Annotated in this window: 20 protein-coding genes and 5 tRNA genes; 8 read left to right on the top strand and 17 right to left on the bottom strand. The window is 43.3% G+C overall.

Annotated features, from left to right (window positions below; translation table 11 throughout):
• The first annotated feature begins 44 nt into the window (after positions 1 to 44).
• Positions 45 to 1,049, top strand: coding sequence for a lipid II:glycine glycyltransferase FemX (locus tag QDI94_RS05685; protein WP_278867836.1), 1,005 nt, complete (start codon positions 45 to 47; stop codon positions 1,047 to 1,049).
• An 89-nt stretch (positions 1,050 to 1,138) separates the two neighbouring features.
• A complete protein-coding gene (locus tag QDI94_RS05690; RefSeq protein ID WP_278867837.1) occupies positions 1,139 to 1,990 on the top strand; it encodes a PHP domain-containing protein in 852 nt (283 codons plus the stop codon).
• Between the two features lie 109 nt (positions 1,991 to 2,099).
• Here QDI94_RS05690 and QDI94_RS05695 read toward each other — a convergent pair whose 3' ends face one another.
• The 3 genes from QDI94_RS05695 to QDI94_RS05705 form a co-directional block, all read right to left on the bottom strand.
• The gene (locus tag QDI94_RS05695) at positions 2,100 to 3,353 is read right to left on the bottom strand and encodes an ATP-binding protein (protein ID WP_278867838.1); all 1,254 of its coding nucleotides are present in this window, start codon (positions 3,351 to 3,353) and stop codon (positions 2,100 to 2,102) included.
• A gap of 288 nt (positions 3,354 to 3,641) precedes the next feature.
• The gene (gene nadC, locus QDI94_RS05700) at positions 3,642 to 4,481 is read right to left on the bottom strand and encodes a carboxylating nicotinate-nucleotide diphosphorylase (RefSeq protein ID WP_278867840.1); all 840 of its coding nucleotides are present in this window, start codon (positions 4,479 to 4,481) and stop codon (positions 3,642 to 3,644) included.
• On the bottom strand, positions 4,481 to 5,947 hold the full coding sequence (locus tag QDI94_RS05705; protein ID WP_021882606.1) for an L-aspartate oxidase: 1,467 nt from the start codon (positions 5,945 to 5,947) through the stop codon (positions 4,481 to 4,483). Before QDI94_RS05705 ends, nadC begins: the two co-directional genes overlap by 1 nt.
• A 138-nt stretch (positions 5,948 to 6,085) precedes the next feature.
• Between QDI94_RS05705 and QDI94_RS05710 the strand changes: the two genes are divergently transcribed.
• Complete coding sequence (locus QDI94_RS05710; RefSeq protein WP_015523376.1) at positions 6,086 to 6,271, top strand: DUF4250 domain-containing protein; 186 nt, start codon at positions 6,086 to 6,088, stop codon at positions 6,269 to 6,271.
• 84 nt (positions 6,272 to 6,355) lie between these two features.
• A complete protein-coding gene (locus tag QDI94_RS05715; RefSeq protein ID WP_117978865.1) occupies positions 6,356 to 6,544 on the top strand; it encodes a hypothetical protein in 189 nt (62 codons plus the stop codon).
• A gap of 231 nt (positions 6,545 to 6,775) precedes the next feature.
• Here QDI94_RS05715 and QDI94_RS05720 read toward each other — a convergent pair.
• The 3 genes from QDI94_RS05720 to pulA all read right to left on the bottom strand — a co-directional run bounded on the left by QDI94_RS05720 (position 6,776) and on the right by pulA (position 11,083).
• A tRNA-Tyr gene (locus QDI94_RS05720) sits at positions 6,776 to 6,860 on the bottom strand.
• Between the two features lie 50 nt (positions 6,861 to 6,910).
• Positions 6,911 to 6,986: transfer RNA gene (locus QDI94_RS05725), tRNA-Thr, on the bottom strand.
• A 395-nt stretch (positions 6,987 to 7,381) separates the two neighbouring features.
• Positions 7,382 to 11,083 carry a type I pullulanase gene (gene pulA / locus QDI94_RS05730; protein ID WP_278867843.1) on the bottom strand — a complete coding sequence of 1,234 codons (3,702 nt, stop codon included), beginning with the start codon at positions 11,081 to 11,083 and terminating at the stop codon, positions 7,382 to 7,384.
• A 484-nt stretch (positions 11,084 to 11,567) separates the two neighbouring features.
• Between pulA and QDI94_RS05735 the strand changes: the two genes are divergently transcribed.
• Positions 11,568 to 11,783, top strand: a complete 216-nt coding sequence (locus QDI94_RS05735) for a DUF6514 family protein (RefSeq protein WP_278867844.1) — start codon at positions 11,568 to 11,570, stop codon at positions 11,781 to 11,783.
• Between the two features lie 90 nt (positions 11,784 to 11,873).
• Entirely contained in the window at positions 11,874 to 12,752 is an 879-nt protein-coding gene (locus QDI94_RS05740; protein WP_278867845.1) for a radical SAM protein, read from the top strand.
• Positions 12,753 to 13,039: 287 nt separating this feature from the next.
• Here QDI94_RS05740 and QDI94_RS05745 read toward each other — a convergent pair.
• Positions 13,040 to 13,129 (bottom strand) — tRNA-Ser (locus QDI94_RS05745).
• A gap of 31 nt (positions 13,130 to 13,160) precedes the next feature.
• Positions 13,161 to 13,249: transfer RNA gene (locus tag QDI94_RS05750), tRNA-Ser, on the bottom strand.
• 162 nt (positions 13,250 to 13,411) lie between these two features.
• Between QDI94_RS05750 and QDI94_RS05755 the strand changes: the two genes are divergently transcribed.
• A tRNA-Arg gene (locus tag QDI94_RS05755) sits at positions 13,412 to 13,488 on the top strand.
• Between the two features lie 305 nt (positions 13,489 to 13,793).
• Here QDI94_RS05755 and QDI94_RS05760 read toward each other — a convergent pair.
• The 8 genes from QDI94_RS05760 to QDI94_RS05795 form a co-directional block, all read right to left on the bottom strand.
• On the bottom strand, positions 13,794 to 14,366 hold the full coding sequence (locus QDI94_RS05760; protein WP_278419157.1) for a chromate transporter: 573 nt from the start codon (positions 14,364 to 14,366) through the stop codon (positions 13,794 to 13,796).
• A gap of 2 nt (positions 14,367 to 14,368) precedes the next feature.
• Complete coding sequence (locus QDI94_RS05765) at positions 14,369 to 14,938, bottom strand: chromate transporter (RefSeq protein ID WP_278867847.1); 570 nt, start codon at positions 14,936 to 14,938, stop codon at positions 14,369 to 14,371.
• Complete coding sequence (locus QDI94_RS05770; protein ID WP_278867850.1) at positions 14,935 to 15,339, bottom strand: prolipoprotein diacylglyceryl transferase family protein; 405 nt, start codon at positions 15,337 to 15,339, stop codon at positions 14,935 to 14,937. The genes QDI94_RS05765 and QDI94_RS05770 overlap by 4 nt, the downstream gene beginning before the upstream one ends.
• A gap of 21 nt (positions 15,340 to 15,360) precedes the next feature.
• Positions 15,361 to 16,062: a response regulator gene (locus QDI94_RS05775; protein ID WP_117970610.1), complete on the bottom strand. Its 702-nt coding sequence runs from the start codon at positions 16,060 to 16,062 to the stop codon at positions 15,361 to 15,363.
• Complete coding sequence (locus QDI94_RS05780; RefSeq protein ID WP_278867852.1) at positions 16,055 to 18,031, bottom strand: ATP-binding protein; 1,977 nt, start codon at positions 18,029 to 18,031, stop codon at positions 16,055 to 16,057. The genes QDI94_RS05775 and QDI94_RS05780 overlap by 8 nt, the downstream gene beginning before the upstream one ends.
• A 63-nt stretch (positions 18,032 to 18,094) precedes the next feature.
• Entirely contained in the window at positions 18,095 to 18,349 is a 255-nt protein-coding gene (locus tag QDI94_RS05785; RefSeq protein ID WP_278867854.1) for a hypothetical protein, read from the bottom strand.
• Between the two features lie 15 nt (positions 18,350 to 18,364).
• On the bottom strand, positions 18,365 to 19,012 hold the full coding sequence (locus QDI94_RS05790) for a potassium channel family protein (protein ID WP_101028778.1): 648 nt from the start codon (positions 19,010 to 19,012) through the stop codon (positions 18,365 to 18,367).
• Positions 19,013 to 19,027: 15 nt separating this feature from the next.
• Entirely contained in the window at positions 19,028 to 20,365 is a 1,338-nt protein-coding gene (locus tag QDI94_RS05795) for a TrkH family potassium uptake protein (RefSeq protein ID WP_278475278.1), read from the bottom strand.
• 169 nt (positions 20,366 to 20,534) lie between these two features.
• Here QDI94_RS05795 and QDI94_RS05800 point away from each other — a divergent pair, with 169 nt between their 5' ends.
• Positions 20,535 to 20,942, top strand: coding sequence for a recombinase family protein (locus QDI94_RS05800; RefSeq protein WP_278419164.1), 408 nt, complete (start codon positions 20,535 to 20,537; stop codon positions 20,940 to 20,942).
• 195 nt (positions 20,943 to 21,137) lie between these two features.
• Here the strand turns inward: QDI94_RS05800 and QDI94_RS05805 are convergent, their stop codons facing one another.
• Positions 21,138 to 21,977: a zinc ribbon domain-containing protein gene (locus QDI94_RS05805; RefSeq protein WP_278475276.1), complete on the bottom strand. Its 840-nt coding sequence runs from the start codon at positions 21,975 to 21,977 to the stop codon at positions 21,138 to 21,140.
• Positions 21,978 to 22,312 lie beyond the last annotated feature (335 nt).

The raw sequence follows: 22,312 nt of genomic DNA on the forward strand, positions 1-22,312 counted from the left end.
CCTTTTGTATAGTATAGATACACTTACGAAAGGCTTGTTTTTTTATGGATATTAAAGAGTATGAGGAATTTTGTAAAAACAGTAAATACGGAAACTTTATGCAATCGGCAGACTGGGCAAAGGTTAAAAAGGGTTGGATTCCCGAGTATGTTGCAGTTCGTGACGAATACGGAAAAATCAACGGCTGTACACTCGTGCTTGTAAAGAAAATACCGATTCTCAACACGGCAATGCTTTATGCACCGAGGGGCTTTGTATGCGACACTCACGACAGTAAAACCGTCAGAAAAATATTTGAGCAGATAAAGCTGATTGCAGAAAAATATCACGCATACACACTCAAAACCGATCCGCTGATTGACGAAACCGACTTTATCTCGATTAAAAATCTTATTGACCTCGGCTTTGTTTATCACGGTGAAAAGCAAGGATATGACAACACCCAATGCAGAGAAAATTATGTGCTTGACATAAAAGATAAATCGTGTGATGAAGTTTTTGCAAATTTTAAATCAAAATGGCGGTACAACATTCGCCTTGCAATGAGGAAAGGCGTTGAGTGTAAATTCTGTGGTGAAGATGAGCTTGACGATTTTATGGAGCTTATGAAAGAAACAGGCAGGCGTGACGGCTTTGAAATCCGTTCGGAAGAATATTTCAGAAATTTTTTACAGGCATTTCACGGCAACGCAAAGCTATGTATCGCAAAACTTGACGGAAAAGTTTTGTCGGGTGCATTGCTTGTAAATTATGCAAATGTTGCAAGCTATGTTTACGGCTGTTCATCAAACGAATACAGAAAATATATGCCGAATTATCTTATGCAATGGACGATGATTAAGTACGCAATTGAGAGCGGCTGCCATACATACGATTTTTGCGGTATTCCCTATTGGTATGACGAAACGCATAAAAACTACGGTGTATATCGCTTTAAACAGGGATTTAACGGCAAAGTCAAAACCTATGCCGGCGAGTTTGACTATGTTTTCAGAAACGGAGTAAATCACATTGCCGACCTTGCACTGAAACTGAAAAAGCTTGTGTGAAATATTCATCTGCGTTGAATTTGCAAACCGTATATGCTAAAATGGAGTGGATAAAATTATCCCACTCCATTTTGTATCGGAGGAATTTTATGTTCTGCGATTTGCATACACATTCAACATTTTCGGACGGCACATTTTCACCTACGGAAATCGTCTTAAAAGCCAAAGAAATCGGGCTTGACGCTGTTGCGCTCTGCGACCACAACACGATTGCCGGACTTGACGAATTTGTTTCGGCAGGTAAAAAGTACGGCGTAACCACCGTTGCAGGGATTGAATTTTCAACCGAATACAATTCAAAACAGCTGCACATTGTCGGTCTGTTTATCAAGAAAGAAAACTACTCAGACATAACCAAAATTATGGCTGAGTCGCAAAAATTAAAGGAAGAAAGCAACAAACTGCTCGTTAAAAATCTTGCGAAAGACGGCTATATTCTCGACTATGACGAAATCAAAAACAGCACGGTTGACGGCTTTGTAAACCGTGCAAACATCGCCGCCGCTCTTATGCAGAAGGGCTATGTTTCTTCTGTCAAAGAGGCATTTCAAACCTTGCTTATGTCGAAGTTCGGCTACTATGTTCCGCCGAAAAGGCCGTCATCTCTGTATATAATTGAAAGGCTGAAAGGTTTCGGTTCAATATCCGTTCTTGCACACCCGTTTCTCAACATGAACGAAGATGAATTGAGAGAATTTCTGCCAAAAGCAAAGGCTTGCGGTCTTAACGCAACGGAGGCGTACTATTCGCTTTTTGACAAAGCCGAAACAGAGCTTGCCGAGAAAATCTGTGACGAATACGGTCTTTTGAAAAGCGGCGGAAGTGACTTTCACGGAGCAACAAAACCCGATATTTCGCTTGGAGTCGGAAAAGGAAATCTTGCGATACCGACAGAAATATACAAAAATCTTGCTAATTGTTATCACAACTTCCGATTATAAAATCATCGTCATTATGCAATGCTCCCTGCATTTTACAAGCACAACAATTTAATTTCGACTCAAACAACACAAAACAGCGATGAAGAATAATCACCGCTGTTTTTTTGGTTTATATATCAAGGCTGTCTGCCCTGAGAAGGAAATCATAAATTCCTATTACAAGAATACCTTTCTCTGTGTACCATGGTGCAGGAATGTCTTTTACGACGATGATTTTCTTGAAAGAATCATCTATACGCAAAAGAGAATTTGATTCCTGAGCCATTTTCTCACTGTCGGGTATTGCAAAAGCCGACTGCACATAATAACGCTTTGAACCCTTGTTGCAGACAAAATCAACCTCAAGCTGTTTGCGTATCGGATTACCGTTTTTATCGTTTTGAACAACATTGACAAGTCCCACATCAACATTCAAATCACGGTTAACAAGTTCATTGAAGATTATATTTTCCATTGTATGATTTTCTTCAATTTGTCGAAAATTTATTCTTGCATTACGAAGTCCGATATCCGTAAAATAATACTTTTGCGGAGTATCAATATATTTTCTGCCCTTTATATCATATCTCGATGCCTTGTTCACGACAAATGCGTCACAAAGATAATCAAGATAATTCTTAATTGTTTCAGAACTGATGACTTTATTTTTCTTTGACTTAAAAGTATCACATAACTTTTTGGGATTTGTCAAAGAGCCGATAGCAGATGAAAGAATGTCAATCAATTCCTCAAACTCTGCTTTGTTTTTAATATTGTGTCTGCCGATAATATCGTTAATGTATGTTTCCTTAAACAAATATTTTAAAAACTCAATTTTTTGTTCAGAAGTTGAAAGTAAAACAACAGGCGGAAGTCCTCCGTATAAAACATACTCATTCCAACCGTCGTACTTATTTCCGTCATACACAGACATAAATTCGGCAAATGAAAGAGGATTCATATGAAGCTCGTCTCCTCTGCCTCTAAACTCCGTTATAACATCCTTTGACAGAAATTTTGCATTGCTTCCCGTCACATAAACATCAACATTGTTCATTCTCATAAATCCGTTAAGTACAGACTCAAATTCATCAAGCAGTTGAACCTCATCAAAAAGAATATAGTACATCTTATCATCTTTTATCAGGTTCTTGACATATGGGTACAAAATCTCGGGATTCCTATATTTTTTGTTTTCAAATGAATCAAATGCAATTTCAATAATATGGCTTTCGTCAGTTCCGTTTTCAAGAAGGTAATTTTTGAACAAAGAAAATAAAAGGTATGATTTTCCGCATCTTCGTATTCCCGTTACAACTTTAATCAATTTATTGTGCATTTTTGAAATCAGTTTATTCAGATAAAAATCTCTTTTAATCTCCATTTTTATCGCTCCGCTTAATTTTTATGCAAGTTCTAACAAATATTTTCAGTAAATACAGTTTAACGCATTTTCTTTTAAAAGTCAATTCTATTTAATATTTTTGCATATTATCGCACAAATATTCAGCAGGCACTTGTTTGTCTGTAATTTTATTTCTTAGCAAGAACAATAAATCTGAAATAAATATAAAACAAAAATCCTATTGAAAATTACTGCAAAACCTTGCGTAAAAATTCAATAGGATTTATTTTCAGTTCAAAATCTTTTCATAACCTTTTTGATTCAGGGTTATTTAATTTTAAGTGAAATATCAAAAGCCTTAACCGAATGAGTGAGCGCACCCATTGAGATGATATCAACGCCGGTTTCGGCAATGTCACGAAGAGTTTCATCGGTGATGCCGCCGCTTGCCTCAAGAAGTGCCTTGCCTGCCGTGATGTCAACAGCCTGTTTCATAAGCTCGGGGCTCATATTGTCGAGCATAATAACATCAACGCCTGCCTCAAGAGCCTGATTGAGTTCGTCAAGGTTTCTTACTTCAAGCTCGACCTTGGTCATATGACCGAGTTTTGATTTAAGCTTTGAAACAGCGTTGGCAATTCCGCCGCCTGCGTCAATGTGGTTATCCTTGAGCATTGCGGCATCGGAAAGATTGTAACGGTGATTTCTTCCGCCGCCAACCGTAACGGCATACTTCTGGAGCGGACGCATACCCGGGAGTGTCTTTCTTGTGTCGGCAATCGAAGCTTTTGTACCGCTGACAATTTCAACAGCCTTGTTTGTTGCGGTTGCAATACCGCTCATATGCTGAATAAGGTTAAGAGCCGTTCTCTCGCCCTTTAAAATTGTTCTTGTCTTACCGTGAATTTCAGCGATGATTTCGCCCTTTACAAGCTTGTCGCCGTCATGCTTATAAACCTTTGCCTCAAAACCGTTTGGCTGAAGGATTTCAAACACACGGAGCGCAACCTCGATACCGCAAAGAACACCTGAACTTTTTGCAAGGAAAATTGCCGTGTTTTCTTGATTTTCGTCAATAAGGTAATCGGTTGTTGTGTCAAGATAGTTGATATCCTCAAGCAATGCGGTTTTGATAAGATTGTCAACATAAATGCTGTTAAGTGTCATCAGTCTGTACCCTCCATAATTTCGTCAAAAATGATACTTGCAACAATTGCCGCACTTCTTGCCTCAACAAGGTCGGAATTGATTTCGTACTTTTCTGCAAACAGTTCACTCATAATCTCGTGAATCTGCTTACTGCTTTCTTCATATTTTTCAGGCTTCGGAAGAACAAAATATGCGTCCTGCAAAATCTCTCTGATTTTTGAACGACAGCCATGCGGCATGGTCTTGCCCTCAACAGGACGGTAAACAGGTTCTTCACCAAGAGTTCTTCTGCCGAATTTGTTTATTTTATCCGTAATATCAAGCGCGGCTGTTCTTGAATAAACAAGCGCCTCAAGGAGCGAGTTACTTGCAAGACGGTTTGCACCGTGAACACCTGTGTGCGAGCACTCTCCTGCGGCATACAAGCCCTCAACGGTTGTGCGTGAATGAAGGTCAACATCAATACCGCCCATAAGGTAATGCTGGCACGGAAATACAGGGATTCTGTCCTTTGTAATGTCAACGCCTTCTTCAAGGCATCTTTCATAAATCATCGGAAAACGATTTCTTACAAAATCAGCCGGCTTGTGGGTTATGTCAAGATAGAAATTCTCGCTGTTTGTCTTAATTGATTCAAGCATAACCGCATTTGAAACAACATCTCTCGGAGCAAGCTCTCCTCTGCTGTCATAATTTGAGGCAAATCTCTCACCGTTGCAGTTGAGCAGAACCGCACCCTCACCACGAACAGCCTCACTTATAAGAAAACGCTCTCTGCCATGATCAGCCGCAAATGCTGTCGGGTGAAACTGTATTCTCGAAAGATTTTTAATTCTTGCACCAAGCATATATGCAAACGCAATGCCGTCACCTGTTGCAATTGCGGAGTTGGTTGTGTATTTATAAACTCTGCCGATACCGCCTGTTGCAAGCAGACAGTAGTTACAGCCGTAGTGAAGCTTTTCACCGTTTCTCAAAATGCTTATATAAAAACCGTTCAGCACCTTGTCAATTGAATAAACAAGAGCGTTGTCACACACGGTAACATTTTTAAGCTGAGTAACCTTTGCGATAAGTCCGTCAACAATTGCCTTGCCTGTTGAATCCTTATGATGAACAATCCTGTTTCTGCTGTGACCTGCCTCAAGAGTTTTGCACATTGTGCCGTCCTCGTTAAGGTCAAAATCAACACCGAGGTCTTTTATTTTAAGAACATCCGAAGGACCTTCGGTAACAAGCTTTTCAACAGCGGAAAGAGTATTTTTATACTTTCCCGCAATCAATGTATCCGTAATATGCAGCTTGTAGCTGTCGTGAACCGTATCAAGCACACACGCAACACCGCCCTGCGCAAGAGAGCTGTTTGAAAGCTGAAGTTCACGCTTTGAAACAAGAAGAATATTCACGCTTTCGGGAAAATTAAGTGCCGCATAAAGTCCGGCCGCACCTGTGCCAACGATTACAACATCAAATTTCTTATCCATTTCCAAGTTCCTTTGAAAAAAATTTATCTGTTACACACGGCATCACACAAAATACCGTTTACAAATTTGTACCTGTATATTATACTACTAATTGTAAGATTAGTAAATACAGTAAATAATTTTGAAAGGGCGATTATTATGGCTGAAAATACAATTCCGAACGATCCGATGATTCTTTTAAGCTTTGTTAATACAAAGCTGCGTGATTTCTACCCCAGCCTTGATAAAATGTGTGACGATCTCGGTTGCAGTAAAGAAGAAATTGAAAGCAAGCTTTCTGCAATTGACTATAAATACAACGCAGAACTCAATAAATTTGTCTGACAGCAAAGGAAAGTCCGTTTTATCGTACACCTCATTTGATATGATTAACATATAGGATATCCCATATGTTAAGGAGGAAAATTTATGGGCATTTTTGATTTTGAAAGATTGTTTGATTTAAACCATGACGGAACGCTTGACCCGCTTGAAAAAGGTCTTGAGTTCACCGTGATTGAAGATATTATGAATGATGACGAAGATGAAGATAATGACGACTTGTTTTCGTCTGATTTAGATGATGAATTTGACACGGATTTCGACGATGATTTCTGATTTTATTCAGCAAACAATTTAATCTTCAAGCAAAAAGCGAGATGAATTTTTCGATTGAATTCATCTCGCTTATATTAATGGGTTTACCCATTAAAACAAGCGGCAGAACTTAATCTGCCGCTTGTAATTCTCATATATTAAATTTTTTCGGGTTACCCCAACTATTGACATTGAGCCGTAAAAAAGTTAATAAGTAAAATCGACAAACCCCTTACGAGATTTGTCGATTTTTGGTGGGAGAAGATGGATTCGAACCATCGAAGCGAAACGCAACAGATTTACAGTCTGCCCCCTTTGGCCACTCGGGAATTCTCCCATATTAAGTTTTCAAAAATCGAAGCCTACTGCCTAAACAGTAGGCTTCAATGGAGCTGGTGGACGGACTTGAACCCCCGACCTGCTGATTACAAATCAGCTGCTCTACCAACTGAGCTACACCAGCAAATTAAGCTTTTCGCTCCTGTGCTTGCTCTGTAATTTCGAGTGCTTATATAATATATCACATTCTTCGTCATTTGTCAACACTTTTTTCAAACTTTTTTAAAATTTTTTGAAGTGTTTTCATTTTTGAAGATGCCCTCGAATGAGCCAGCTTGATTATTATATCATCCTCAGCCACATTCGTCAAGAGTTTTTTTAAAATTTTCTTTACGGTTGGCAAGGTTCTTCGGCTTCTTGACAGAACAAAACTAAATGCACCCGTAAAATGTGTCACGCTTTTATCCTGTCGCCGCAGATTTGATTTCAAGCCAAGATAAAAAGCCGGCGAGACAGTTTAATTTGCGTACTGTCTTGCCGACTTGTGTTTTTACTTATTTACACTTTTTCAAAAAATGATTACCATGTGCCGACATAAGCATGACCATGTGAGTCATACTGCGACTCTGTATAATAATTGAGCGAAGTGCCGTCAAAACCGATATCAATGGTCTGACTCGAACCGTTTGTGAAAATAATGTAATTAACAGTGTTCGGAACTTCAACCGAGTAAACCTTCTGACCGTAATCATTTGTGTTGAGATATGTCATTGCAACGCCCGGCCAAGATTTTGTCGGATTGCCGCCGTCAACCCATGAATAACAGTAGATTGTGCCGTCCCAGTTGAGTGAATCCGCAAACTTAACTGTATAGGTTGATGACGGAGTGGTTGTAGGCTCTGTAACAGGAGCTGTTGTTGCAGGAACGGTTGTCGGAGCAACTGTCGGCTCTTCTGTTGCAGGCTCAGTCACGGGAGCGGTTGTCGGAGTAACCTCCGGCTCATAGTAAGTGCCTACATTCGCATAACCGTCAAGCTTTGCGGCATACGTCTGAATGTATGTTGCATCTTTAATGCTTACGATATTATTCTCGCCGTCAGCGTCACATCTTGCGGCTGCGATAAGAGCCTTGTCTGAGAGCGTTGTAAGCTTTACAATATACTTCTGAACTACTGTTGCGTCAATTATATCAATTGTACCGTTGAGATCAGCATCACCGATAAGGATTTTTTCCGTCGGCTGTGTAGCAGGAGCTGTGGTAGGAGTTACCGTTGAAGGAGCAGTTGAAGGACGCTCCGACGAAGTGTAAAGATAAACAACATTGATAACACCCGATGAGAGGCTGCCCGATGCATTTATGGGAGCAATAACATCTGTTCTGCCCGAAAGCGGAGAAGTTTTGTATGTATCGTCTGAAGAAACCTTTGACTGAATTAAAATTTCATCATCGGCAATCTTTTCACCTGTTGCGGCATCAATGTGGCTTGTGATAACCTTGCTGCTAAAGCTGAGTTTCTTATTCTGAACCCATGCCTCGCCCGAAACAAGGTAGCCTGTCTCGTTTGCACCCGGCTCCTGCTGTGAGTTTGTGTGGAACATTACATATGAGCTTGGTGCAGGAATTGTGCATTTGAGCCATCCGTTGCCCTCACTTGTCATAACAGTTGCGTTGTTCCACTTGCCGTTAGGCTCTTCGCCGCCGTCTGTGTAAGCATAGCAACGAACATTTGACCAGTTGTTTGAGTTATAGTAGTGAACAACCGAACTTGTTTTGTCAAGTGCCTTATAAACAAAGTTAATGGTTGTGTTAGTACCGTTAAATTTACCTGTCGTGTTGGCAGGATACTTGTCCGTGTCAAGCTGATAGCCCTGAATTGATGTGAACGGAACGCTGTAGCTGTCGCCTTCACGATACTTTGTTGAAACGGTATCCTTAATTGACTCACCGTTTTCGTCAACATAATTTACGGTCACATAGCCTGAACGAATACCGCTGGAGCTGTAAACATAAGTTACATTGTAATTCTTTCCGCCTGTAACAGTACCCGAAGTTACACCCTGAGTGTCCTTGAGAGCGTAGTCATAAAGGATGGTTGTGTCGGGGTAAGTACGGTATGTTGTACCGTCTGCATATTTTGCTGTTGATGTTTTAAGCACCTTGCCGCTGTCGTCAATATGTTTGATTGTTACCGTACCGAATGTTTTTTCACTAACCTTAAGATTGTCAAATGTTGAACTCTGAACCAGTACGCAGGCGCTGTTTGCGGGAACTGTGTATGTGTTGCCCGAAACTGTGCCAAGACTCTTAAGACCTGCTGTCTTGCCGTCTGCAACTACTGTCCAGCCGCTGCCGTCAAGTGTAATCGGCCAATCATTTGTTGGACTTGCGTTTACAAGAACGCAAACCTTGCCCCACTCATTTGACTTGTTGTTTGAATATGTGTAAGCAACAACATCGCCGTATGTTGACTGGAATGAAGGAGTGTTGAATGTTGAACTCTTCATCGGAGAATAGTTTTCTCTGATTTCAAGAAGTCCCTTGTAATAAGCGGCAACATCCGAGTAGGTATTTACTCTTGACCAATCAATCTCATTTATTGCGTCGCTTGATTTGTAGCTGTTCGCATCACCCTGTTTTGTACGGCAAAATTCCGAGCCTGCCGTCATAAACGGGATACCCTGTGAAGTAAGGAGAAGTCCCATTACTTTCTTAACCTGACCCTTGAGCGATGAAGATGTTGAATTCCAGCTTGATGAACCGTTACTCTTTACAATTTTATCCCAGAGGATAAGGTTGTCGTGAGCGTCGGCATAAGCAATTGTCTGTGAAGGAGCCTGAGCAGAGAAGCCCTTGCCGGTTACACCGTTTGCAACCGTTCCGCTCTTATCGGTGTTGCCCTGAACAAATCCCTTATCGGAACCGTCTGTGCTTCCCTTGATTGCGTCACGGTAGCTGTCGCAGAACATACCTACCCTTGAATTAAGCAAACCTGCCTTTGACTGCGAACAACCGTCGGAAATTGCAACACTACCGCCTGTCCACGGTTCACCGTACATGAGAATCTTTTTACCCGAACCGTCTGAATAAAGTCCGTCAAGAGCAGAACGGATATCGTTCATTGTTGTGATATCGTGAATACCCATAAGGTCAAAACGGAAGCCGTCAATGTGATATTCCTCCGCCCAATACTTTACGGATTCAATCATATACTTTCTGTACATCAGCTTATCTGACGCAGTTTCGCTACCGCAGCCTGAACCGTTTGAATATGAGGATGATGAATTCATTCTGTAATAATAGCCGGGAACAGTTCTGTTAAAGCATGAATCCGTAGAATATGTATGGTTGTAAACAACATCCATTACAACGGAAATTCCTCTGTCGTGAAGAGCCTGAATCATCTGCTTGAACTCTGTAATCCTTGTGTTGCCGTCATAAGGATTCGTTGAGTATGAACCCTCGGGAGCGTTATAGTTCACCGGATCATAACCCCAGTTACGGTTTGAAGAAGAACTTGCAACATCTTCCTTTACCGAACCGAAATCATAAACAGGCATAAGCTGAACGCAGTTAATGCCCTGCTCAACAAGGTAGTCAATGCCTGTTGAAACGGCTGATGAACTTGTGTCTGAATTAAGGGTTGTGCCGCCCTCGGCAAATGCAAGGTACTTACCCTTGTTATCCTCACTCACACCGGAGTTTTTGGAAACTGAAAAATCTCGCACATGAACTTCCCATACAGCCGCCTCGGATGCGCTGTTAAAGAGAACATGCTTATCGTCCGACCAACCGCTCGGATCGGTTGAGTCAAGGTCAACAACCATTGTACGGTTGCCGTTTACACCGACAGCCTGTGAGTAAACATCCTGTGTTTCCTTGGTTGTGCCGTTTACTGTTACAAGATATGTATAATACTTATTCTTAAAATCGCCGTTAAGGCTGATTGACCAAACACCTGTTGAGCTGTCTTTTTTCATATCATAGGTGCCGATTGCCGAAGCGCCCGCCTCGTTGTCAGAACCTGTTGTGTAGAGCTTGAGCTTTACGGACGACGCGTCAGGTGACCAGGTTTTCCAAGATGTTGAGGTCTTGCTGTAAACAGAGCCAAGCCCCGACTCGTTATATGCCTTGCTCGCATAGCTTTCAAGATAGCTTGCGTTGTAATAGCTGCCGGCAGAAACCGATTTGTCGCTTGTCACCGCCGCATTTGAAGCAAAGGCTGACATACCTGCAATCATGGACAGAGAAAGAAGAATCGATAATGGTTTGCGTAATCTCATATTTTCACTCCTAAATATTATTTCGCATAAAGTACCGCACGATAACTATATTTTAACATTTATAAATGCCGTATTTTTCCTATTGAGAACTAAAAAAGCACCCTCAAGCCAAACTTTGAGAGTGCTTTTTATACATTATGCACAAATAAAAGCCGACATAAAGCAATAATTAGCTATTATTGAAATATTTCATCAGTTAATTGTTATTGTTTTGTGATTTACCGAAAAATCCGTTTTCACGGCAAATATAGGCTGCACGGTATTTTCAACATTTTATTACACATTTTTAAGATTCCTTTAGAACAAAAGTTTTATTGTTATATAATTCTTTAACTGCGGTTTACATTCATTTGTCATTATGTACAATTTATGACTAACGCATCACTGTTTGCTTACAATTCAGCAATATTTTTGTAACAATATTGACAATTTCGCAATATAATAGTATCATTGTATTGTGATCGGTTGTCATTCGGAGGGAAAAATGATAACCTACAAATTAAATCATACACCTGAGGACGGGATTAACACCTTCGGCATAAGTGCCTTTTGCGGCAAAAAGCTTGTAAAATCCGTTTCGGGAATCAGCGAAAGCTTTCGGGAAATGACCGAACTTGTCGAAATGTGCAACGAGTTAGAACTTGAACTCTGTCAGCTTGACGACATTATTGAAGATTATCTTACTGATTTCACACTTTAATTTGCAAGGACTTTAACTTTTGTCATACTTGTGGTACAATAGTGTTTAATGTTCTGCCGAACATTATATATCAGACAACAAGGTGATATCATGATTTGCAATTTATGTCCGAGAAAATGCGGTGCGGTTCGTACTGCTCACAGCGGAAACGGCTTTTGTAAAATGGGCGAACTGCCCGTTGTTGCAAGGGTTGCTCCGCATTATGGCGAAGAGCCGTGCATAAGCGGTACAAGGGGCAGCGGAACTGTTTTCTTTTCGGGTTGTACAATGAGATGCGTTTATTGCCAGAACTACGAAATTTCAAACGAGAACGGCGGAAGAACAATCACTCCGGAAAGGCTTGCCGAATGCTACAAAGAGCTTGAGGACAAGGGAGTGCATAACATTAACCTTGTAACAGCCGACCATTTTGCACACGCTGTTGTTAAAAGTCTTGAAATTTACAAACCGAGGATTCCGATTGTATACAACTGCAGCGGCTACACAAGCCCGAAAACTCTCAGTATGCTTGACGGACTTGTTGACATCTATCTTCCCGACTTTAAATATGCGGACGATTTTCTTGCGGTAAAATATTCATCCGCACCGAATTATGTCAATACGGCTGTTGCCGCTATCCACGAAATGACTTTTCAGGTCGGTCTGCCGCAGTTTGACGGTGACGGCATTATGAAAAAAGGCGTTATCGTAAGGCATCTTATTCTGCCTGCACACACTAAAAACAGCCTTGAAGTGCTTGACATTGTAAAACGCAGGTTTGGCGATCAGGTTTTGTTAAGCCTTATGTGTCAGTACATTCCTATGGGCAAGGTCAGCGACAAAGATTTTTCGCGAATTAACCGTAAAATCACACGCAGAGAATATGACAAGGTTAAGCTTGAAATGATGAGGCTCAATATTGACGGATTTACACAGGAGCTTTCTTCTGCAAGCGAAAGCTATGTTCCAAAATGGGATTTTGAGGGATAAGCTGTTATAAACAATACGAATAACATAAGAGGCAGTTTAGTCAAATCGGCTGAACTACTTTTTTGATTAGTTATTATCAGTCCGTAAACAGCGAGTACGCTCCTGTAAAAAATGCCTAATAAATAAAATTATATGTAAAAACAACAAGCGACAGTTTAATTTCTGCCGCTTGTAATTCTCATATATTCTGTTTTTTCGGGTTACCCCAACTATTGACATTGAATAAAAAAACAACTCCGCCAAAAGAAAAAGACCCGTCGTAATTCTGATAGATTACGACGGACCTTTGGCGGAGGACAAGGGATTTGAACCCTCGCGCCGCGTTAGCGACCTACTCCCTTAGCAGGGGAGCCTCTTCACCACTTGAGTAATCCTCCGTGTGAAGTTAAATGCACTATAAAAATAAAATGGCGGAGAGGAAGGGATTCGAACCCTTGGTCCCTCGCGGGATCACTAGTTTTCAAGACTAGCTCCTTAAACCACTCGGACACCTCTCCGTTTATTTATGTCGCCTTTCAGCGTTTCAGCAAGATTCATTCTATCACAAGCTTTTACTTTTGTCAACACTTATTTTTAATTTTTTTGAATATTCAGTAAAATAAGAAAATTTCCCAATTTCTTGACAAATCGCAAGCCATCATATACAATAGTTATGTTATGTGCCAATAGCTCAGTTGGATAGAGCGTTCGCCTCCTAAGCGAAAGGTCGGGGGTTCGAATCCCTTTTGGCACGCCAAAAACTCCGCCGGGAAGCCCGGCAAAAGGCAGGCTCACATAAGGATACTTTCAAAAAGTGACCGATTGAGAGCAGCACAACGCCACAGAGTTTAAAAACTCTGTGGCGTTGTGCTTTTTTATAGCTAACAGGAAAATGATTAGAAAAAATTTTGATCTTTGATTAAGGTTGCGGGCGTAACAGTTACTGCAAAGTGATTTATTCTACAATGGCGGCGTCCGTCAGTCCGGAATAGTAAGCAGTATATTTCCGTAAAAACAGCAAAGCCGCCCGGTTTCGGACGGCAAATTGGCACAGGCTGTGTTTTATACTCCCCAAAGCAAGATGCCGAGTGCGGCAGAAAAGAGTATCATTATAATCGGCGACGGTGCAGTTTTTTTGATTCTTTTATATCCGAAATGTGTCAGCCACAGAATGGCAAAGACCAAAATGGATTTAGGATCCGGAGCAAGCGCCGAATGAATATTCGCAAAACCAAGCAATGTTGATATGGCCATACCGATTGCCGTAGCGAGAATCATTGCAATAACGCATGGGCGGACGCCGGAGAGAAAAGCGTTGACGCCGGCATATTTCATCAGGTTTTTGAGTACCGCCGCAATTAAAAGTATAATAATGAAAGACGGAAGAACAACGCCGAGCGTAGCAATAAACGAGCCGAGAATGCCGCCTTGTGTGGAGCCTATAAATGTCGCCATATTAACGGCAAGCGGACCGGGTGTCGATTCCGAAACGGCAATGAAATTTAAGAATTCGCTTTCCGTTAGCCAGCCGTTTGAAATGACTGTTTCTCTTACAAGGGAAACCATTCCGTATCCGCCGCCGAAGGAAAGGGTGCCGATCATTAAAAAATTCAGGAATAATTTCAGGTAGATCATTGTTAATTGTCGTTTCCTTTCCGCAGTTTTTTCAGGAAGAAAATTACAACTCCTGCTGTGCCGCAAATCAGAATATAGTAAACGGAAGAAAAAGAAACGGCGAAAACAGTGCACGCCAGCATTGCAACAATGACCGACAGCAATATGACCGTGTTAAAGGCATTTCTTTTAATGCTTTTCAGCATTTTCAAGCCGGCAAAGGAGATCAGATAGATCACACATACCTGTATTCCGCGGAAAGCACGGGAAACCCATGTAAGGCTTAAGAATTGATCAAAAAACAGTGAGATGCAAAAAATTACGGTAAACGAAGGAATACAAACCGCCACGGTAGCCGCCGCAGCACCGAACAAGCCTGCAATTTTGTAGCCGATGTATGTGGCGCTGTTGATTGCAACCGGTCCGGGTGTAGACTCGGCAATGGCTACCATATTCAGAAAGTCGTCCTTTTCGATCCACTTCTTGCGCTCTACAAATTCGTTTTCAAGCAGCGCAATCATAGCATATCCGCCGCCGAAGGTAAAGGCGCCGATTTTAAGAAAGGTGAGAAACAAAGTCCACTCTTTTCTCATTGCCGCACCACCTGTCTTTTACTGATAATAAAAAGTATAACGATACCGAGAATAATCAGGCAGCCGGACAGCACCTGTGATACACGAATACCCGGAAGGAGATAAAGGCTGTCGGAGCGCAGCCCCTCCACAAAAAACCGTATCGTTCCGTACCCGATCATATAAAACGGAAGAAGATAGCCTTTTCGCCTGAAATGCGGGTAGCATATCAGCATAGCGGTGAGTAAAGCTAAATTCAATGCAGATTCGTAGAAAAAGGTTGCCTGCCGCCATTGGTCGATTTCTTCTATGTAAACGCCGTAAGGAAAAAAGCAGAGCGAAGAATTTGTAATAATGAGTCCGTACCAAGCGATATTCAGCCCTTCAATTCCGAAAAGATTTTCTATTGCATATCGGTTCAAATCCTTGTTTCCTCGCTTTTCTCAGTCTACCCGCAGCATACGGTAACCGACGCCGATATGCGTCTGAATGTATTGCGGACCGTCCTTTTGCGGCTCCAGCTTTTTGCGCAGGGTCGCCATAAACACCCGCAGAGAAGCAATATCGTTTTCCCAGCTGCTGCCCCAAATCTGCTGCGTGATATAGGTGTGCGTCAGCACCTTTCCGACATTATGAGAGAGCAGACACAAAAGCTTGTATTCAATCGGGGTCAGGTGCAATTCCTCCCCATTTAGATAAGCGCAGCCGGCGGCATAATCGATTTTAAGCTTGCCGTTTTGGAAAACGGGTGAGTCGGCGTCGCCGCTTGCCTGAAGCAGCAGCAGCCGTCTTTGCGTGACCCGAAGGCGTGCCAAAAGCTCCTCTACGGAAAAGGGCTTTGTCAGATAGTCGTCCGCCCCGGCATCCAGCGCCGTGATTTTGTCTTTATCCTCGCTGCGCGCACTGATCACAATAATGGGCATATTTGACCATGAGCGGATGCTTTCGATCACCTGTGTGCCGTCGATATCCGGCAGTCCCAGATCCAGCAGAACGATATCCGGGTTATGGGAGGTCGCCTCTATAATAGCGCTGTGTCCGTTCTCCGCGGTCAGGTAGTGGTAATCGTGAGCCTTTAGCGTTGTTACGATCAGATTGCGGATGGGTCGGTCGTCCTCCACGACGAGTACAAGGGGTTTATTCATTCAGAGTCACCTCGCTGAGCGGTAAAGTAAAGGTAAATATGCAGCCGTGCGGTACGTTATCCGTAAGCGTCAGCGTTCCGCCGTGCAGCTCTACGATAGATTTACACAGGGTAAGCCCGATCCCGAAGCTTCTGCGGCTGTCTGCGATGGTATTTTTTCCGGTGTAAAACATCTCAAAAATATGCGGTTTCATATCGTCTGCAATTCCGTTTCCGTTATCGGTAACTCGGATCACGGCATCCCCGCCCTGTTTTTCCGCACTTACGCAGATCTCGGAGCCTTGTTCGGTATATTTCAAAGCATTATCAATAAGGTTGACAATGACCTGCACGATAAGCTGTGCGTCCATACGGGCAAGAATCAGATCGTCGCACCTTACCGTCACCTTGTGTCCGACGGATTTTTTCTTCAAATGCGAAACGGCTTCGTTGACCACTTCGTCCACAAGCTGGTCGGTAAGCTCCAGCTTCAGGCGTCCGTCATTCAGCCGTGTAACATACAGCAGATTTTCCACCACGCCGATCAGCCATTCGGAATCGTCATAAATATCTTTATAGATCTGCTGCTTGGTTGCTTCGTCCAGGCAGTTTCCGTTATGCAAAAGCGTGTCCGCATTACCCGAAACGGAGCAAAGCGGCGTGCGCAGATCGTGTGAGATCGACCGCAAAAGGTCGGCGCGCAGCTGCTCGCTTTTTGCAAAATCTGCCGCTCGTTCCTTTTCGGCGGCGTTGTGAGCATTATCCATTGCCAGCGCACATTCGTTCACAACCGACAGTACGATGCTGCTCTCAAATGAATCGGGCTTTTCGGGTTTCATCGGTATCCCAATTACACCGTAGACTCTGCCGCCTGCACGGATTGCAAGATAAAGACATTCGGATTTTCCAAACTGTGCTGTCGCTGCTCCTGCACGGCGACCGTTTTGAAGCACCCATTCTGCGGTCTGCCGCTCTGCATCGCTTAGCAGCTTTTCAGCGTGTGTATCCTTTTTTTCGGCATACAGCCGCCCGGACAACATTCCGTTTTCGCCTTTCATATAGGCAACAATACTGCGGTCAAGCAGCCGCGAGAGCTGCATACAGGTCACGCTTAAAACATCATCGTTGCTTTTTGCTTTTTGCAGCAGACGGTCAGTGTCAAACAGCACCTGCACACGGAACGCGGAGCGAGCCGAGAGCCTTGCATGATCTTTCAGCTTCGAGGCAAGCGTGCCGGTGAGAACGGAAGACGCCAGCATAACTGCAAAGGTAATGGGATAGCCTACGGCATAGGTCTGAAAGGACAACCTGGGTTCGGTAAGAAAAAATCCGAACAATACAACACTTAGAAGTGAGCCTGCCATACTGCAAAGGTATCCTTTGGTCAAAACGGAGATCATCAGCACACCTAGGATGTATACCGTAACGATATTGGTATCGGGAAAGTCGAGATGGTCAAACAGAAACCCGATCGCCGTACATACGGCAAGCGCCAGGACGGTCACGGCAATATCCCGCAGCGACGGTATCTCTGCACCAAAGAACAGACGGCGTCTGTGCGACTTTGTGTAGTTCAGTGCGTCGGGAATAATATGAATGTCAACATCGGGGGCGGAGGAGATCAGCTTTTCGGTGAGAGTCGGTCTTCCAAACAGCCCTCTGCGTCTGGCACTGCTTTGCCCGATCACGATTTTTGTGACATCGGAAAGCCTGACATATTCCGAGATCTGCAGCGCTACATTCTCGCCGTGCGTCATAACGATCTCGGCGCCGAGCCTTTGCGCGAGCTGTATGTTCTGCGAAAGCCGGGACTGATCCTCATCATTTATGACCGTATCCGTCTGCACATAGATGGCGGTAAATCTTGCATGAAGAACCTTAGCCATCTTTGCGGCGGTGTGTATGATCCTTGCATTGGACGGCGAAGAGGATAGGCAGACAAGGATATGCTCATCTGTATCGAATTTTGACTGTTCGGTTTGTACTTTCATCGGTTTCACCGCCCTTTTTATTTTATTATTATACAGTAAAACTGTAAAAAAATCTACCGCAACCTAAAAATCATTCTTCTGCCCATCGGAAAGAATAATATCGACATTTCCGTGCGTTTCACGAAAACGGCGGATCTCACATAATATTTCACTTTCGGACAGTCCATGCGGCAGCAGGACTTCGGAAGGCTCGCAGGATTCGTTTTCCTTTAACAGTGCCTTTCTGTTTTCTTCAAGAAATTGATCCAGCCTGCTCATAAGATAAAATCCGAAAACAAATACGGCAAGCAGGCTGACAATCAGCAATAGCTCAGCCATCCTCATTCACCTCTGTTAAATGCGAAAACACTTTTGCAGTTCTTTGTAAGCACCGAGAACCAAAAGAGTGATCTTGTCCGTAAGAACGGTTTCCGGTGAAACTGCCATATTGATTTTTCCGTTCTCCTTGGTTGCCATAATATTGATGCTGTATTTTCTGCGGATATCCAGTTCTCCGACGGTTTTGCCGATCCATCCCTCCGGCACCTCTACCTCAAAAATGGCATGACCCTCATCAACCTCAATGTAATCCCGAATGTGGTCGGCGGTGTACCGAATAGCAGCCCAATTTGCTACCTGTTTTTCCGGGTAAATGACCTCGTCCGCTCCGTTCCGCAGAAGGAATTTTTCCTGCACATCACGCTCGGCACGGGATACAACTAATTTTGCGCCGAGTTCTTTCAGCAAAGAAGTGGTTTCCAGCGAGTTTTGAAAATTTCCGCCGATGGTGACGATGCACACATCAAAGTTCCCGATGCCGAGCGACCTTAAAAACTCCGTGTTTGTGCTGTCGCCGATCTGTGCATTGGTGACAATCGTCAGACTTTCATTGACTCTTTCTTCGTTGATGTCTACCGCCATCACCTCGTGTCCGAGCTTATTCAGCTGCAAAGCAATATGCCTACCGAATCTGCCGAGACCTATTAACAATATGTTTTTCATAATATAGTAACTCCTTTATCCGACTGTGATTTTTTCGAGCGGCAACTTTGCTCCACTATGATTTTTGTTGGAAACCGCCGCGTAAATCAGGGTAAGTCCGCCGACTCTGCCGAGATACATCAAGACGATCAAAATAAGCTGAGAAAGAACACCGAGCTGCGGTGTGATTCCAAGGGTAAGCCCGACCGTTCCGACAGCGGACGCCGTTTCGTAAAGGCAGGTGCTAAGCGGCAGACCTTCTGCCGTGCTGATAACAATGCCGCCGACAAAAAACAGCAGGAAATACATTACGGCAACGGCTGCGGCGTTTTTCACTGCCGAACCGTCAATGCGCCTGCCGCAGACTTCGGCATCGTCCTTTTTGCGACAGACGGAGAATGCACTCAGAATCAGAACGGCAAGCGTGGTCGTTTTCATACCGCCTGCCGTGGAGCCGGGCGAGCCGCCGACGAGCATGAGCAGGATCATAATTGCCTTGGAAGAACCGGTCATAGCAGGAAGATCAGCGGTATTGAAACCGGCGGTTCTCGGTGTGACAGACTGAAAAAGCGACGCAAGAATCCTTTTGTCGAGCGGCAGCCCCGTAAAATCGCAGAAGAAAAAGAATACTGCGGGAGCGATAATGAGGATTGCCGTTGTTACCAATATGACCTTACTTTGCATAAGGTATTTTTTGAAATGCCACTTGTTTGTGTAAATATCGTCCCAGGTCAAAAATCCAATACCGCCCACAATAATTAAAAGCATAATTGTAATGTTTATCGCCGGATTTCCTATGTATCCCGTAAGTGACGGGTATTTGTTTTCGGCGGTGCCGAGTATGTCAAAACCGGCGTTGCAAAAGGCGGAAACCGAATGAAACGCCGCCATCCAAATTCCCTTAATACCGTAGTTTCCGCAAAATGTCGGCAGCATGACGATCATCCCGATAAGCTCGATCAAAAAAGTTCCCCGCACAATAAAACGAGTCAGGCGGACAATCCCGCCGACCTTCGGGGCAGAGATGGCATCCTGCAAGGTACTGCGCTGCATCAGCGATATTTTTCTGCCGGACAGCATAGCGAAAAATGCCGCAACTGTCACAACACCGAGCCCGCCTATCTGAATCAGCAGCAGTATTACCGTCTGCCCGAAAGCGGACCAATAACTGCCCGTATCCTGCACGACCAGCCCCGTAACGCAAACGGCGGAGGTCGATGTGAACAGCGCCTCGTGAAACGGCGTAACAACTCCGGCAGTCGATGAAAACGGCAGCATCAATATCAGCGCTCCAAGCACTATGACGCCGGCAAAGCCCAAAACGATCAGCTTAAAGGATGACAGCCGCTTTTTTCTATGTGTAATTTTAGGCATATATACTTCTCCTATTTCTACTTGTTTACAAAGAGTATACCGTGAAATATAAAAAAACGGTGTAATGATTCGGCACTCTGTATTAAGATTGCATTAAGGCGCTCATTCTTTAAAAAAACAGCGCAGAGCATAGCAAACGGCATAGACAAAGGCGGATCGTTTGTAACCGTTGTGCGGCTTGAAACAAAGCTCAGAGCCACTCTCACAGAACAACAAAAGGCTCTGTTCGAACAAATTAAAAAACGGCTTTGAAAACGCACAGGTGTTTGCGGATGACGGTTACAGCGGAGTGAATTTTGAAAGACCCGCCTTTCGCCGTATGCTCCATCTGATTGAGGACAGAAAAATCGGAATCATCATAACAAAGGATCTGTCCGGACTCGGAAGAAATTATATTGAAGTGGGTTCATATACCGAAATATACTTTCCGAAAAACAATGTGAGATATATCGCCGTCAATGAGTTCCTTTGCTCTCTGCTCGGAGCATTCAAAAGCTTCATTCACAGGTCGGGTTACATAGCCGTTCTGAGCTTGTACTGCCATTCAAGGCAGATGTTTATGTCCCAGCCTTTATGACGGTTGTTGTAGCCGACCCTTGACAGTCTTGAAAAGTATTTATATTCGGGCGGCGGAAAGTCTGAGTAATCAAGCTGACCGTCTATACAATACAGGACTCTTTCCGCTTCTCTGCTCTGAATATTCAACCGATAAAAACGGGGCTATCACAGCATTCTGCCACAGCCCCTTGTTTTTAGTTATTCAACATAGTTGTCAGCTATTAACTCTTGTCAGCTTTGTGCCGGCAATATAGAGATTATCTCCGTCAATACCCCATGTATCCGAACCGCCGTTTGCGGGATCATCCGACCATTTGAGTGACTGCGACTGACTTTGATTGATAAAAGACACCTCAAAATTCACCGAAAGGGTCTTTTGGTCATCAATGCTGTATGTCAGTTTAATCATATTAAAAATCTCATCATAGTTTATGAAATCACTGTAATCGGAACTGCCGGCATAACTTGAAATAAGCTTGCCAAGCTCTTTTGCATTCGGAATATTGATTGTACCGTCGGGCTTGAACTCGAGCTGAATTCTTACGCCGTCCTCTTCGGCAACCCATGTACCCTGAATCTGACCCTGAGGAGTCGCCTTGTTAAGATTTGTAAAGATAAAGAACACAGCAATTGCGATAACCAGCGCAACCGCAACTCCGCAGGCAGTGATTATAAACGGTGTCTTTGACTTTTTCTTTGGAATCGGCTGTGCATACTGTGGCTGAACGCCCTGATTGTTATAATCATAAGAATATCCGCCCTGCTGTCCGTTCTGATACTGATTATATCCGCCCTGTGCATTAACGGTCTGATACTGCGGTGCGGCATAATCGTTTGCGGCAGTCTGATTATTAAACGCGTCAGTCTGCTGAACTTCAACAGGCTGAGTCTGCTCATTCCGAACATTCATATCGGCAGTCTGTTCAACCGACTGATTTTCTGCAATCGGCTTTTCGTTCTGTATAGCTGATTCCTGTACGGGTACAGGCGTTCCGCAATCGGCACAAAACTTTTCATTAGGCAGTAACTGCCTTCCGCAATTTTTACAAAACATACTTTCTCTCCTGTTTAATAAATATTTAATCAAAGGTAGCCCCTTTTAACAACAAAAGTCAACCTTATCTTCTGTCATTTTTATTGTACTGTTTTTTCTTCTTCAAGTCAACTGATATTTAAAAATCAGTGTTTTTTACATAAAAGATATACTGAATACAGAAGATTTTACTGAGGATAGATTCGTATAATCGTTCTCGGTGACTATTTGTCAAGTTTTCATTGACAAATTACGACACAAATTGTATATTATAAGTAAGGGAGCTGACAAGTTAGTCGGCTGAGAGGAGGCTGAATGCCTCGACCTATGACCTGATTTGGATAATGCCAACGGAG

Source organism: Ruminococcus bromii (genome assembly GCF_928721825.1).
GTDB lineage: Bacteria > Bacillota > Clostridia > Oscillospirales > Acutalibacteraceae > Ruminococcoides > Ruminococcoides bromii.

Excerpts from the sequence above, each read along its gene's own strand:
- nadC (WP_278867840.1), bottom strand. The coding sequence starts at position 4,481 with ATGACACTTAACAGCATTTATGTTGACAATCTTATCAAAACCGCATTG.
- QDI94_RS05705 (WP_021882606.1), bottom strand. The coding sequence starts at position 5,947 with ATGGATAAGAAATTTGATGTTGTAATCGTTGGCACAGGTGCGGCCGGA.
- QDI94_RS05765 (WP_278867847.1), bottom strand. The coding sequence starts at position 14,938 with ATGAGAAAAGAGTGGACTTTGTTTCTCACCTTTCTTAAAATCGGCGCC.
- QDI94_RS05805 (WP_278475276.1), bottom strand. The coding sequence starts at position 21,977 with ATGTTTTGTAAAAATTGCGGAAGGCAGTTACTGCCTAATGAAAAGTTT.
- QDI94_RS05740 (WP_278867845.1), top strand. The coding sequence starts at position 11,874 with ATGATTTGCAATTTATGTCCGAGAAAATGCGGTGCGGTTCGTACTGCT.
- QDI94_RS05695 (WP_278867838.1), bottom strand. The coding sequence starts at position 3,353 with ATGGAGATTAAAAGAGATTTTTATCTGAATAAACTGATTTCAAAAATG.
- QDI94_RS05785 (WP_278867854.1), bottom strand. The coding sequence starts at position 18,349 with ATGGCTGAGCTATTGCTGATTGTCAGCCTGCTTGCCGTATTTGTTTTC.
- QDI94_RS05760 (WP_278419157.1), bottom strand. The coding sequence starts at position 14,366 with ATGATCTACCTGAAATTATTCCTGAATTTTTTAATGATCGGCACCCTT.
- QDI94_RS05775 (WP_117970610.1), bottom strand. The coding sequence starts at position 16,062 with ATGAATAAACCCCTTGTACTCGTCGTGGAGGACGACCGACCCATCCGC.
- QDI94_RS05795 (WP_278475278.1), bottom strand. The coding sequence starts at position 20,365 with ATGCCTAAAATTACACATAGAAAAAAGCGGCTGTCATCCTTTAAGCTG.
- QDI94_RS05780 (WP_278867852.1), bottom strand. The coding sequence starts at position 18,031 with ATGAAAGTACAAACCGAACAGTCAAAATTCGATACAGATGAGCATATC.
- QDI94_RS05715 (WP_117978865.1), top strand. The coding sequence starts at position 6,356 with ATGGGCATTTTTGATTTTGAAAGATTGTTTGATTTAAACCATGACGGA.
- QDI94_RS05685 (WP_278867836.1), top strand. The coding sequence starts at position 45 with ATGGATATTAAAGAGTATGAGGAATTTTGTAAAAACAGTAAATACGGA.
- pulA (WP_278867843.1), bottom strand. The coding sequence starts at position 11,083 with ATGAGATTACGCAAACCATTATCGATTCTTCTTTCTCTGTCCATGATT.
- QDI94_RS05790 (WP_101028778.1), bottom strand. The coding sequence starts at position 19,012 with ATGAAAAACATATTGTTAATAGGTCTCGGCAGATTCGGTAGGCATATT.
- QDI94_RS05710 (WP_015523376.1), top strand. The coding sequence starts at position 6,086 with ATGGCTGAAAATACAATTCCGAACGATCCGATGATTCTTTTAAGCTTT.
- QDI94_RS05690 (WP_278867837.1), top strand. The coding sequence starts at position 1,139 with ATGTTCTGCGATTTGCATACACATTCAACATTTTCGGACGGCACATTT.
- QDI94_RS05735 (WP_278867844.1), top strand. The coding sequence starts at position 11,568 with ATGATAACCTACAAATTAAATCATACACCTGAGGACGGGATTAACACC.